The sequence below is a fragment of the Bradyrhizobium sp. BRP20 genome (assembly GCF_020194215.1).
GTDB classification, from domain to species: Bacteria; Pseudomonadota; Alphaproteobacteria; order Rhizobiales; family Xanthobacteraceae; genus Bradyrhizobium; species Bradyrhizobium yuanmingense.
Genome location: NZ_JADYVY010000008.1, coordinates 1 through 11,544, shown reverse-complemented (window position 1 = coordinate 11,544; position 11,544 = coordinate 1). Strand labels below are relative to the sequence as shown.

General features: G+C 65.0%; 14 protein-coding genes. 6 read left to right on the top strand and 8 right to left on the bottom strand.

What is annotated here, in order from left to right; translation table 11 throughout:
* Positions 1–116 precede the first annotated feature (116 nt).
* The 7 genes from I6F33_RS19735 to I6F33_RS19705 are packed head-to-tail and all read right to left on the bottom strand — an operon-like array spanning position 117 to position 6,620.
* Positions 117–1,322: a phosphopentomutase gene (locus tag I6F33_RS19735; RefSeq protein ID WP_225128989.1), complete on the bottom strand. Its 1,206-nt coding sequence runs from the start codon at positions 1,320–1,322 to the stop codon at positions 117–119.
* Entirely contained in the window at positions 1,310–2,260 is a 951-nt protein-coding gene (locus I6F33_RS19730; RefSeq protein ID WP_036005069.1) for a beta-xylosidase, read from the bottom strand. Before I6F33_RS19730 ends, I6F33_RS19735 begins: the two co-directional genes overlap by 13 nt.
* A complete protein-coding gene (locus I6F33_RS19725; RefSeq protein ID WP_074448197.1) occupies positions 2,257–3,024 on the bottom strand; it encodes a TIGR04290 family methyltransferase in 768 nt (255 codons plus the stop codon). The genes I6F33_RS19730 and I6F33_RS19725 overlap by 4 nt, the downstream gene beginning before the upstream one ends.
* Complete coding sequence (locus I6F33_RS19720) at positions 3,021–3,821, bottom strand: nucleotidyltransferase family protein (RefSeq protein WP_109144243.1); 801 nt, start codon at positions 3,819–3,821, stop codon at positions 3,021–3,023. The genes I6F33_RS19725 and I6F33_RS19720 overlap by 4 nt, the downstream gene beginning before the upstream one ends.
* Positions 3,822–3,823: 2 nt before the next feature.
* Positions 3,824–4,927 (bottom strand): glycosyltransferase, encoded by a 1,104-nt coding sequence (locus I6F33_RS19715; RefSeq protein ID WP_225143836.1) that lies wholly within the window; start codon positions 4,925–4,927, stop codon positions 3,824–3,826.
* Positions 4,924–5,520, bottom strand: a complete 597-nt coding sequence (locus I6F33_RS19710) for a histidine phosphatase family protein (protein ID WP_225143834.1) — start codon at positions 5,518–5,520, stop codon at positions 4,924–4,926. The genes I6F33_RS19715 and I6F33_RS19710 overlap by 4 nt, the downstream gene beginning before the upstream one ends.
* On the bottom strand, positions 5,520–6,620 hold the full coding sequence (locus I6F33_RS19705; RefSeq protein ID WP_225143832.1) for an inositol-3-phosphate synthase: 1,101 nt from the start codon (positions 6,618–6,620) through the stop codon (positions 5,520–5,522). The genes I6F33_RS19710 and I6F33_RS19705 overlap by 1 nt, the downstream gene beginning before the upstream one ends.
* Before the next feature lie 340 nt (positions 6,621–6,960).
* Between I6F33_RS19705 and I6F33_RS19700 the strand changes: the two genes are divergently transcribed.
* The 5 genes from I6F33_RS19700 (at position 6,961) to I6F33_RS19680 (ending at position 10,875) form a co-directional block, all read left to right on the top strand.
* Positions 6,961–7,248 carry a hypothetical protein gene (locus I6F33_RS19700; protein ID WP_057029924.1) on the top strand — a complete coding sequence of 96 codons (288 nt, stop codon included), beginning with the start codon at positions 6,961–6,963 and terminating at the stop codon, positions 7,246–7,248.
* 10 nt (positions 7,249–7,258) lie between these two features.
* Positions 7,259–8,179 carry a hypothetical protein gene (locus tag I6F33_RS19695; protein ID WP_225143830.1) on the top strand — a complete coding sequence of 307 codons (921 nt, stop codon included), beginning with the start codon at positions 7,259–7,261 and terminating at the stop codon, positions 8,177–8,179.
* Positions 8,180–8,266: 87 nt separating this feature from the next.
* A complete protein-coding gene (locus I6F33_RS19690) occupies positions 8,267–10,033 on the top strand; it encodes an SDR family oxidoreductase (protein WP_225143828.1) in 1,767 nt (588 codons plus the stop codon).
* Between the two features lie 123 nt (positions 10,034–10,156).
* Entirely contained in the window at positions 10,157–10,375 is a 219-nt protein-coding gene (locus I6F33_RS19685; RefSeq protein WP_036005044.1) for a hypothetical protein, read from the top strand.
* A 14-nt stretch (positions 10,376–10,389) separates the two neighbouring features.
* Positions 10,390–10,875, top strand: coding sequence for a metallophosphoesterase family protein (locus tag I6F33_RS19680; RefSeq protein WP_225143825.1), 486 nt, complete (start codon positions 10,390–10,392; stop codon positions 10,873–10,875).
* Here I6F33_RS19680 and I6F33_RS19675 read toward each other — a convergent pair.
* Complete coding sequence (locus I6F33_RS19675) at positions 10,872–11,060, bottom strand: hypothetical protein (protein WP_036005037.1); 189 nt, start codon at positions 11,058–11,060, stop codon at positions 10,872–10,874. The two genes, I6F33_RS19680 and I6F33_RS19675, sit on opposite strands and share 4 nt — an antisense overlap.
* 184 nt (positions 11,061–11,244) lie before the next feature.
* Between I6F33_RS19675 and I6F33_RS19670 the strand changes: the two genes are divergently transcribed.
* The gene (locus I6F33_RS19670; RefSeq protein WP_192893250.1) at positions 11,245–11,418 is read left to right on the top strand and encodes a hypothetical protein; all 174 of its coding nucleotides are present in this window, start codon (positions 11,245–11,247) and stop codon (positions 11,416–11,418) included.
* Positions 11,419–11,544 lie beyond the last annotated feature (126 nt).

Sequence of the window (11,544 nt, the reverse complement as noted above, 5' to 3'; positions counted from 1 at the left end):
CAGTCACGTCTGGGAGTTAGAAGCGGTGCAAGGAATGTTCGTTCCTGCGAAACCTACAAACGAAAATTTCTCTAACCTGGATCAATAACCCAAGTGAATCCCAGCTAGAATCCCGGCTAGAAATGCGCGCCATGAAGTGGCGCCGGCAGGTCGAGATGTCTTGCAACCGTCGCGCCGATGTCGGCAAAGCCGGCGCGTCGGCCGATCGGAGCCGTTGACTGCGCGGTCCACGCCAGGATCGGGACCTGCTCGCGCGTATGATCGGTGCCGCTCCAGGTCGGATCGCAGCCATGATCGGCGGTGATGATGAGGAGATCGTCGCTTCGCAGCCGGCTCAGCAGCTCGGGGAGGCGGGCGTCGAAAGCTTCGAGCGCCGCTGCGTAGCCGGCGACGTCGCGGCGGTGGCCGTAGAGCGTGTCGAAATCGATGAAGTTGGCGAACAAAAGCCCGCCTTCTGCAAGGCCTCCAAGCCCATCGAGCGTGGCATCGAACAGCGCTGCATTGCCGTCGCCGCGCAGGTTTCTCCCGGTGCCGCGATGAGCGAAGATGTCGTCGATCTTGCCGATCGTGACGATGTCGCGGCCGGCAGTTTCTGCAAGGTCGAGGATGGTTCGCTCGGGCGGCGGAACCGAGAAATCGCGCCGGTGCGAGCTGCGCTTGAAATTGCCTGCGTCCGTTCCGACGAACGGACGCGCGATGACGCGGCCGATGTTCAGGGGATCGACCAGCCGTCTCGCGATTGTGCAAACGTCGTAAAGCCGCTCAAGCCCGAACGTCTCCTCGTGCGCCGCGATCTGGAACACGCTGTCGGCCGAGGTGTAGCAGATCGGCTCGCCGCTGCGCATGTGGCGCTCGCCGAATTCGGCGATGATGTCGGTGCCGGAGGCGTGGCAGTTGCCGAGGATGCCGGGCAGTCCGGCTTGTTCGCACAGCTTCGTTACCAGATCGCGCGGGAAGCAGGGCTGGATCTTTGGAAAATAGCCCCAGTCGAACGCGACAGGCACGCCGGCGATCTCCCAATGGCCGGATGGCGTGTCCTTGCCCCTCGATATCTCGCTGGCGCATCCATGGCGCGCACCCTGAACCCGGCCGTCGAGCCCGGGCGGGACGCGCCCCGTCGCAAGGCGGCAGGCCTCGCCGAGGCCGAGCACCACGAGATTTGGCAGGCACAGCGGCCCCTCCCGCTGCGGACTATTGGCACGCCCGGCCATGCATGCATCCGCAATGTGGCCGATGGTGTCGGCACCTTCGTCGCCGTAATTGGCGGCGTCGGGCGCGGCGCCGATTCCGACGGAATCCATCACCAGGATCAGGGCACGCATGTCGGCTCCCTGATCGGCGGGGAGACGCCACTAGAGGAGGCGAGACCGGTCTTCGTGCAATAGCGCTCGACCATCTGCGCGCAGAAATCGGCGAACTCGTTCACGTCGAGCGGCGGGCTGGTGTGATGCGGTTCGAGACCGCGGTGTTCCGGCGTGAAGCAGAACGTCACAGTGATCTCGAACTCGGCCAGCGCATCCATCTGGCGGTCGAACCAGTCCAGTGCGTTGGGGCGGAAGCTGTCGGCCCATGACAGGCCGGTCCGCAAGTGCCGCACGCCGAACCGTCGCATCCAGCGCACGGCGTCATCGAGACGATGGTCCTCGAAATGAAACCACTGGCAGAGGCCCATGTCGGCGGCGTATTGGCCGAACAGCTCCGCCGCGGCTTTCGGCGTTCCATCCTCGCGCAGCAGGCCCATGTGGAAATGCCGGTAATAGGAGGACCCCTCGGCCTCCTTGTGCCGCGTGGTCGCCTCCCAGGCTGAAGGGAGATCATAGAGGCTGTACCAGTGGATGCGCGGCGCGCGGCCGATCAGAAGGTCGGCGGTGCGCGACAGGCCCCAGGCTTGCACCTCCTCGGCGCCGAACGAGGAGACGCCGACCTCGGTCACCCAGACCGGGAGCGAGGTAACAGCCTTGATCTCCTCGATCTTGGCCGGCCATTCTCCGATCTGCCATAAATTCCAGTCGAGCGGAAAGCCGTGCACGGCGACGGCGTCGACGTGATCGAGCACGCCACGCGCCTGCATGCTGCGCATGAAGGACGGGTCGATCGGCGAAATGCCGCCGAGCACGCGCGGCAAGGTCGGATGCGCGCTGCGGATGGCCTTGCCGGCCGCGAGCGCCAGGTTGGCAAACATCGCCCAGTCCGGGTCGATCAGGAGGTCCCAATGCGACTTGTTGTTGGGCTCGTTCCAGATCTTGGCCGCCTCGATCATCGGCTCGCCTCCCGTGACGGATAAACCGGCCCGTCGACCTGCGGCCGCGTCGTGCGCTTGCACAGATAGACCTCCTCTTCCGGATGGGCCGCGATGGCAAAGCCGGCGCTGCGCAGCATGGCCTCGACGCAGGCGCGATTGGGCACCCACCAATTGGTGGGGTCGTCGGCATATTTGTGCTCGATGAAGTGCAGCTTCGGGTAGCCGGAGGAATCGAACTGATCGGTAGTCCAGAAGTCGTAATTCTTCTCGATCGCATCGACCCGGCTGTCGCCGCGCAGCATCGACTGAAACAGGAGGAGATCGCCGGCGACGTGCTCATGGATCAGGTCCAGCGCCAGCAGCGGGTGTCGCAGATGATAGAGCACGCCCATGAAGATCACGAGGTCGAACTTTTCGCGCAGCTGCCCGACATCATAGGCCGACATCTTGCGGAATTCGATCCTGAGCCCGTTCACCTCGGCCGCGAAGCGGGCCTGGGCCAGATATTCTTCGTCGGTGTCGAGGCCGAGCACGCGTTCGGCGCCGCGCCGCTTCATCTCCATGGCGTAGAAGCCGGCATTGCAGCCGATATCGAGCACGGTCTTGCCTTCGAGCCGGTCCGGAATGATGCCGGAGAAGCGCTGCCACTTCACATTGGGGTAGTCGCCGAGAAAGTGCGACGGCGCTGTCGGCACGCCCTTGAGGTCGAGATTGTGAAACCATGGCCCCAGCGCATCGACGCGCTGGCGGATTTCCTCGCGGGAGAGGGCGCCTCTGGTCATGCAATCGCTCCGTTATTCATTGAGACCGGCCGGGCCCCGTCCGATGAGGCGCGGGTCCGCGACTTGGAACGGCCCTCGACGCCCTCGGCGAGCAGGGCCATTGCCGTGCGATAGCCGTCGATGGTGCCGACATCGACGTAGGATTCGCCGGCCTTGACCCCGATGCCGTTGCCGCCGGCCGAAAGGTAGGCATTGACCAGCGTCCCGAAATATTCGTCGCGGCGTTCGCGTGCGTGCCACAGCGCCTGGAGCTGGCGGAAGCCGTGGGCCGACATCTTGAAAGCACCCCAGATCCAGCGCGAGGCTGCATTCGGCTGCTTGACCTGGATCTCCGTCACCTGCTCGCCGTCCAGCACCACCGCATCGAAGAATTCGGGGTGCTCGACCGGGAACAGCAGGAACGAGAGGTCTGCCTCGGGCAGGGATTGCAGGGCCGCCTTGGGAAACCACACCGTGTCGGGCAAGCCGACCATGACGTCTTCGTGCCGCCCGACGACGGTGCTTGCCCTGAACACCGCGTCGCACAGGCCGGAGGCTTCGGGCTGCACCACATAGGCGAGCTCGGCGCTGCCGTAGTGGTCGCCGAAATATTCGAGGATGTCGGACTTGCCTGGCGAGATCACGAAGCAGATCTTGTCGGCGCCGCCGAGGATGAGGCGCTCCAGCAGATATTCGGAGACGGCGCAGGGACGATCGGTACCGTCGTCGCGCCGGCTGCCGACCGGCAGCAATTCCTTCGAGAAGGCGAGCGGCTGAATACGGCTGCCGCGGCCCGCGGCCGGAACGATGCCCCACATGATCAGGCCTCCTCGATTTGTTGCCGGCTGACCCGGCTCGACGCAATCTGCTCGAGCATCGAGATCAGTTCACGCGCCCGCTTGTCGGATGTGTGCTGGTCCATGGTGCGCTCATAGGCGCGCAGGGCCATGCGCCTGAGCTCGGCATCCGGCATCGCGAGTGCGGCAAGCGCGTCGTGCTCGTCGCGTGCGATCAGGATCTCTTCTCCGGGCGCGAAGAAGTCCGCTATTCCGGGCCAGTCGTCGCTCAGCAGCGGGGCACCGCAGGCCGCGGCCTCGAACAGCCGGCCGGACGGGCACCAGCCCATCTCCGCCATGGCCCGGCGGGTAACATTGAGGGTCAGCCGCGACGAGGCAAAGAACGGCGCGTGCTCGGACGGCGGCAGGTGCCGCACGAAATAGATGTTGGGCGACCATGGGAAATCGTCCGGATATTGCGCGCCGCCGATCAGGAAGCGGAGATCCTGGCGTGCCCGCGCGGGCGCAACGAAAAGCGCCTCGAGCGTGTGCTGGCGGTCTTCGGAGTAGGTGCCGAGATAGGACAAATCGGCGCGATAATGCGGCTGCGGCGCGACCGGATGGTGGATGTCTGTGTCGACATGCCCATAAAGCGGCCGCGTGTCGCGCGCGCCGAGCCTGTTGCGGAATTCGTCCGCAACGTGAGGCCCGCCGGTAAAGCTGAGCACCAGCGCGAAGTCCCGCAGGCCGCGCGGGCCGATATAAGGAACGGCCTCGCCGGCGATGAGCCTTGCCAGCGTGACCGGAGTATCGAGGTCGTAGAACACGGGAACGGCACGATCCTCAGCAAGGATCAGCTCGGTCGCGGCGATCGCATCTGGGCAATAGGAGGTCACGATCGCAACGTCGGCGTCACGGACCTCCGCGCTTGCCGCCTGCCGCACATCGTCCCAGTTCGCGAACAGTCGGAGCGCGCCGCCCGGCAGCTCGTAGAGATCCCGGGCACCGGCATAATAGGGCACGTCGCGCTCGAAGAAGACGACGCTGTGTCCCGAACGCGCGAGATGCTTGCAGAGGCCGCGCCACAAGGTGGCGTGACCGTTGCCCCAGGAAGAGGAGATTGTCAGGCCGAAGATGACGATCTTCACGCCGGCACCCGCTTGTTGATCCCGGTGATCTTCATGCCGCTTCTGTCAGCGCGGAGCGTGCTGATGCTGGCAGGATCGATCTCGATCGAGAGAAACTGGTCGAGCGGCGTGCGCGAATAGTGCAGCAGCGCGGCGCGGATCGGCTCGGCGTGGCTGACGAGGACCACGGCGTCGAGATTGCGATCGCCACGCAGCTGCTCCAGATGAGCGACCATCCGATTCTGAAGCGACCGCATGCTCTCGCCACCGGGCGGACGGCTGGTGCCGCGGCGCCCATTCCAGCGCGACCATCGGGGATCCGGCGCCAGCTCATCGAACGATCGTCCGGTCCATTCGCCATAATCGATTTCGTCGAGGGCGGGAACGATCTCGACCGGCAGCCTGAAATGCGCCGCGAGGATGCAGGCCGACTGCATACAGCGCCGTTGCGGACTGGACTGAATGAGCGATGGCCGCGGCGCGATGGTGCCGGCACAGCGCGCCATTTCCTCACAGCCGAGATCGTCGAGCGCGACGCCCTTCATCCGGCCGCACAGGATGCGGCCGAGCAGGGCATGATGCCCGTGCCGGACGAGATGGATGATCCCAGCCATCACGCAAACGCCTTGTCGTCGATGAAGGCGCGCGTCCGCCGTCCGGCCTCCTCGTCGGTGAACTGCTGCGGCGGCGATTTCATGAAATAGCTCGAAGGGCCGGTCAGCGCTCCGGCCTGGCCGCGGTCCATGGCGAGCTTGGCACAGCGCACCGCGTCGATCACGACGCCCGCCGAATTCGGGGAGTCCCAGACCTCGAGCTTGACCTCGGCGCTCAGGGGAACGCCGCCGAACGTCGTTCCCTCCAGGCGGATGAAGGCGAGCTTGCGATCGGTGAGCCACGGCACGTGGTCGCTCGGTCCGACATGGATGTTGTCGGGGTCCATGGGGACGTCGAACTGGCTGGTCACGGCCTGGGTCTTGGAGATCTTCTTCGACGCCAGCCGCTCCCGTTCGAGCATGTTCTTGAAATCGGTGTTGCCGCCGACATTGAGCTGGTAAGTGCGGTCGAGCCGCACCCCGCGCTCGCGGAACAGATTGGCGAGCACGCGATGCAGGATGGTGGCACCGACCTGGCTCTTGATGTCGTCGCCGACGATCGGCAGGCCCGCTTCCTCGAAGCGGCGCTGCCAATCCGGATTGGAGGCGATGAAGACCGGAATGCAATTGACGTAGCCGCAGCCGGCCTCGATGGCGCGCGACGCATACCATTCGCTGGCGCGCTGCGAGCCGACCGGAAGATAGGAGACCAGAACGTCGGTGCGGGACATCGCCAGCACTTCGGACACGTCGGCCTCCGGCACCTCCGCAATCGGAACGTCGTCGGTGAGATAATGCCCGATGCCGTCCAGGACCGGTCCGCGCTGCACGATCACGCCTGTCGGCGCGACGTCGGAGAAACGGTGCGTGTTGTTGGGCGGGGCGAAGATCGCATCGGCGACGTCGCGGCCGACCTTGTTGGCGTTGACGTCGAACGCCGAAGCGATCTGGATATCGCTGATATGGTAACCGCCGAGGTCTGCATTCATCAGTCCCGGGACCGGCTCGTTCGACTTGGCGTTCCGGTAGTAGGTGAGGCCCTGGACGAAGGAGCTCGCGCAATTGCCGACGCCGACGAGTCCGACGCGCACGCGGCGCCTGTGTTGGAGACGAGAATGCATGGAATGAAGCCCTCCGGAAGCATGCGGCGTCGGTGCAAGAGTCGGTGTAAGTACGTCGGCGAACGTGTGGAAGGTATGTTCGTTCCTGGGAAGGAGATGCGAGCGGCACGCCGTGGGCCGATTCATCGCGACAAAATGCGACGCGCTTAACATGGGATAAAGTCCCGTACCGCCAGCTCGGAACGAACGACTTTCATGATGAAGATGAAGAAGATGATGCTCGCCTCACGCGGACCGTTTCGTATCTGCCGCGAAGAACCAATCACTGCGGCCCGCGTTTGTCGGCCAATGGTTCGATGCGGTGCGGCGTTCATCGCCCGCCTAGTGAACGAGGTGTGACATGACATCCAAGGCACAGAACAGCGAAGCCCACGAGACCACCGATCACAACGTCATCCAGAAATGGGCCGAAGAACGCGGCGGGAAGCCGGCGACCGTGAAGGCGACGGAGGAGGGTGGCCACGCCGGAATCCTGCGTATTGATTTCGATCCGCCGGATGAAGCGTTGGATCGCATCAGCTGGGATGCGTTCTTCGAGAAGTTCGATGAAGCCGGCATCGCGTTCCTGCATCAGGATCGAACCAAGGACGGCAAGCTCAGTCGATTCCACAAGTTCGTGCGACACTAGCGACCGCGACATGGCGGGCGGCTGGGCGGAAGCGATCAGGGCGGGCGATTTTGGGCGCGCCTGGCGGATCAACGATCGAGATTTGCTGGAGATCGCGCATCCGCCCAAGCACACTGGCCCGCGCCATCTCCAGCGGATCTGGCGCGGCGAGGACCTGCAAGATAAGCACGTGCTGGTGCGCTGCTATCACGGACTCGGCGACACCATCCAGTTCCTGCGCTTCATGAAGCCGCTTCGCGCGATTGCGCGCAGCGTCACCCTGTGGTGTCAACCCGAGCTGCTGCCGATGGTCGAGGGCGCAGCGGGCGTCGATCGCGCCATCCCGCTGCATGATGGTGCGCCCGAGAGCGCTTTCGAGGTCGACATCGAGATCATGGAGGTGCCGCACGCTATCAGAGCGCGCCGCGATCAGGTCGAGATGCGCGGTCCTTACCTGGCGCTGCCTACAATTGCTCTTCCGCCGCTTCGGCGAGAACAAGGGCTGGCCGTCGGCCTGGTCTGGAAAGTCGGTGAGTGGGACAAGCGGCGGGAGGTTCCGGCCGTCTTGCTGCGCAATCTCGCAGGACCCGGCGTGACGCTCCATTCGCTTCAGCGCGGGACGAGCACCGAAGAGCTCGCGACGATCGGGGCACGGGACATCAGCACGCCTGATATCGTCGCTCTCGGCCATCGCCTGCGGCAGCTCGATCTCGTCGTATGTGTCGACACCATGATCGCACACCTTGCGGGCGCGCTTGGATGCGAGGCCTGGGTCTTGCTGCATGCCGATTGCGACTGGCGCTGGCCCCAATCCGGTGCGCGTTCGTTCTGGTATCCGAGCCTGCGGCTGTTTCATCAAACACGGCCGGGCGATTGGGTCGATGTCATCGCCGACGCCCGCAACGCGCTACGGGTGCGGCTCGAAGGAGGTCGAACGACCGCGGCGATGTGATTTCCAGACGTTCTTTCCAAGACATTGATGAGGAACGAGCGCCGCCCACGCGCTTTGGTGCAACGCCCTCGCAATGGAAAGACGCTCATGCAAAGTTCCGACGCCGGTGTGTCGACTGCCAGCCTGTCGCAGGTGACCGACGATATCTGGATCGTGAACGACAAGCCGATCAACGCCGCCGGCCTGCAACTGCCCGTACGGATGACTGTCATCCGCCTGTCGAACGGCGACCTCGTGCTGCATTCGCCGGTGAGATATTCGCCGGCTTTGCGCGAAGAGCTGGAGCGGCTGGGCACGATCAGATACCTGCTGGCGCCGAATATTGCGCATTGGATGTTCCTGCCAGAATGGCAAAGGCAGCTGCCGCAGGCCGCGATCTTTGCTGCGCGCGGCCTTGCGGCGCGCAGGCAGGTGCGGGCGGCCGGCCTCCGCGTCGATCGCGAGCTTGGAGACACGACGCCGGAGGAATGGGCCGCCGACCTCGAAACGGTGTCGGTGAATGCTCCGATGTTCTCGGAGGTCGAGCTGTTCGACAGGCGGAGCCGGACGCTGGTTCTGACGGATATCGTGCAGAACCTCGATCCCCACCACCTCAGCGCCTCGAATACAGCCGCGGCGAGCCTGCTCGGCATTGCCAAGCCGGACGGGAAGGCCCCGGTCTATCTGCGGCTGCTGCTCCGCCTCGGCGGCCGTTCGGCGCGGGCTGCGGGCGAGCGGCTCGTGAAGCTGGCTCCGGAGCGGGTGATCTTTGCGCATGGCGACTGGTTCGAAACACAGGGAACGGCACGCCTGCGGCGATCCCTGCGCTGGCTGCTTCCCGCGGACGTCTCGGGACGCGAGCACGGGCAGATGGTCGGCACGCGCGTCGTCATCACCGGCGTCTCCAGTGGAATCGGCCGCGCCGCGGCGCTGGCCTTTGCCCGCGAGGGCGCAAGCGTGGTCCTCGCCGCACGCCGCGGCGAGGTCTTGATGCGGCTTGCTGCGGATTGTGAGGCGCTCGGAGGCCGGGCCCTGGCCGTGCCGACCGACGTCACTGACGCGGAGGCGGTGCAGCGTCTGGCCGGTGAGGCGGATGAGGCCTTCGGCGGCATCGACGTCTGGATCAACAACGCCGGCACGGGCGTGTTCGGGGCCTATCAGGATGCAGACATCGCGCTTCATCGCCGGACCATCGAGGTCAATCTGCTCGGCACCATGCATGGCGCGTTCGCGGTGCTTCCGATCTTCCTTCGCCAGAACCGCGGTGTCCTGATCAACAACATTTCGCTTGGCGGCTGGGCGCCGACGCCCTTTGCCGCAGCCTATACCGCCAGCAAGTTCGGCCTTCGCGGCTTCACCGCAAGCTTGCGTCAGGAGCTCCGGGCTCATCCCGGCATTCACGTCTGTGGCGTTTTTCCGTCCATGGTCGATACGCCGGGCTTCGTCCACGGCGCCAACGTCTCCGGACGAAGGCTCGATCCTGGTCCGCTGCTTTATCAATCCGAAGATGTAGCCCAGACCCTCCTGCGCCTCGTCCGCGCGCCTCGTGACGAGATGGCCGTGGGGTGGCCGGCGCGCGCCGGGCAACTGGCCTATGCGGTTGCTCCTGAGATCACCGAGAATGTCATCGGAGCCGCATTCCGCTGGCTGCTGTCGCGCGCGCGTCCAGCAGCAAGGAACGAAGGCACCTTGCTCGAAGCGGGTCCGCAGGGCACGTCCGTCGACGGCGGCTGGCTGGTGCGGAAGCAGGTTCCGCCGGCCGCTGTGCTCAGCAAGGGGCTCGTGGTGCTCGGGATCGCTGCCGGCCTGGCATTCGCGGCATCGAGGGCGGGGCGTTACAGACCCCGCGCGAGGACGCGGCGGCGCCGCGCGTGAGTCGGCGGCAATCTCGCGCCGAGGACCGACGGGGATGCCCGCCCGCCGGACCGCAGATGGCTCCGACGCCGGAACGAAGCCCCGAGACCGCGCGTTCCTGCGGGAACACCCGAGGATCAGACGTTGCCGCGCTATCATTTTGATTTGGTGGATTCTGAAACCGTAGCCGACGAGGGAGGTGCCGATTTGCCGGACGACATCAAGGCTCTGGATGTCGCCGAAGAGATTGCGCGGCGCCTGCTCGAGGAGCGTCCCGAGCTTAAGGGCCGCCACCTCTCGATCCTCGTCACGAACGAGGATGGTGAGGAAATCGGCCGGATGCCGCTGGATGTAGTGCACTGAAGCGGTGATCTGACATGACGTTCATGATTGGGGTGATCGCCGACACGCATGGACTGCTGAGGCCCGAGGCGGAGCGCTGCCTCGCCGGCGTCTCGCACATCATCCACGCCGGCGACATCGGCGCCCAGGCGGTGATGGACGGGCTTTGCCGCATCGCACCCGTCACCGCGATCAGGGGAAATGTCGACCGGGGCACGTGGGCTGAACGCTTTCCCGAAACACAAACGCTGCGCCTCGGCGGCCGCAGCTTCCACGTCCTGCACGACCTCAACGAGCTGACGATCGATCCTGCCGAGCTCGGGATCGATGTCGTGGTCTCAGGGCATTCCCACCGCGCGCGGATCGACACCGTCAACGGCGTGCTCTATCTGAATCCAGGCAGCGCAGGGAAGCGCCGCTTCAAGCTGCCGATTACGCTGGCAACGATGGAACTGCACTCCGGCGGGCCGCTGCGGCCGGTCATTCACGATCTCGACACGCCAGCAGGCCTCCGCTGCTAGTGCGTCTTCGATTTCTGCCACCGCTCCAGATCCAGCGGCGGCCGTTCCGGATCGATCTGTTCCTTCTCGGGATTGCCTTGCCAAGGCTTATCCGTCTGCCGGTGCGTCGGCATATCGGTCTTCCGGCGCGGATCGTCGAGCGGTGTCTCTCGCGGATCGGTTTCAGGTTCAGTCGCCTTTGGCATGTGTTTCCCCGTCGAGAGTTTCCCTGTCGAGCTCGCAGGATGGGCTGCGGCAGCACCCTCTGATCAACCCGGGACGCAGCGCGGTGTTCCCTGTCTCGCGCTGCGGCGATCGGCGCAGGAACGACCCCTGCGACAACTCATTGTTCTGTTTCGACATTGCGAACCATCGACACAGGAGCAGCACATGTCAAAGATGCCTCCAGTCCCCGAAGAACAGCGGAGCAACAAGGGACCCGGTTCCGATCCGGCCGTCGAGCCGACAGAACGGGAGCCGGGCCGCGAGAATTTCGATACCCAGGGCCGCCACGGCAACATCAAGCAGAACACGACCAACCAGGGCTACCAGCAGGATCGATGATGCTCGACCTCAACAGATGCACCAAGAGACAGTCGATGAGCAGGACAGGTCTGGTGCTGCTCGCCGTGCTGGCGACCGCCTCCGCCGGAGTGGCATTCGGGCAGGGAGGTGGCGGCGGCGGGGGAG

What these genes read in the sequence shown, in the direction of transcription:
- I6F33_RS19670 (WP_192893250.1), top strand. Translation starts at nt 11,245, where the DNA reads ATGTCAAAGATGCCTCCAGTCCCCGAAGAACAGCGGAGCAACAAGGGA.
- I6F33_RS19720 (WP_109144243.1), bottom strand. Translation starts at nt 3,821, where the DNA reads ATGTGGGGCATCGTTCCGGCCGCGGGCCGCGGCAGCCGTATTCAGCCG.
- I6F33_RS19725 (WP_074448197.1), bottom strand. Translation starts at nt 3,024, where the DNA reads ATGACCAGAGGCGCCCTCTCCCGCGAGGAAATCCGCCAGCGCGTCGAT.
- I6F33_RS19690 (WP_225143828.1), top strand. Translation starts at nt 8,267, where the DNA reads ATGCAAAGTTCCGACGCCGGTGTGTCGACTGCCAGCCTGTCGCAGGTG.
- I6F33_RS19695 (WP_225143830.1), top strand. Translation starts at nt 7,259, where the DNA reads ATGGCGGGCGGCTGGGCGGAAGCGATCAGGGCGGGCGATTTTGGGCGC.
- I6F33_RS19675 (WP_036005037.1), bottom strand. Translation starts at nt 11,060, where the DNA reads ATGCCAAAGGCGACTGAACCTGAAACCGATCCGCGAGAGACACCGCTC.
- I6F33_RS19680 (WP_225143825.1), top strand. Translation starts at nt 10,390, where the DNA reads ATGACGTTCATGATTGGGGTGATCGCCGACACGCATGGACTGCTGAGG.
- I6F33_RS19710 (WP_225143834.1), bottom strand. Translation starts at nt 5,520, where the DNA reads ATGGCTGGGATCATCCATCTCGTCCGGCACGGGCATCATGCCCTGCTC.
- I6F33_RS19735 (WP_225128989.1), bottom strand. Translation starts at nt 1,322, where the DNA reads ATGCGTGCCCTGATCCTGGTGATGGATTCCGTCGGAATCGGCGCCGCG.
- I6F33_RS19700 (WP_057029924.1), top strand. Translation starts at nt 6,961, where the DNA reads ATGACATCCAAGGCACAGAACAGCGAAGCCCACGAGACCACCGATCAC.
- I6F33_RS19705 (WP_225143832.1), bottom strand. Translation starts at nt 6,620, where the DNA reads ATGCATTCTCGTCTCCAACACAGGCGCCGCGTGCGCGTCGGACTCGTC.
- I6F33_RS19730 (WP_036005069.1), bottom strand. Translation starts at nt 2,260, where the DNA reads ATGATCGAGGCGGCCAAGATCTGGAACGAGCCCAACAACAAGTCGCAT.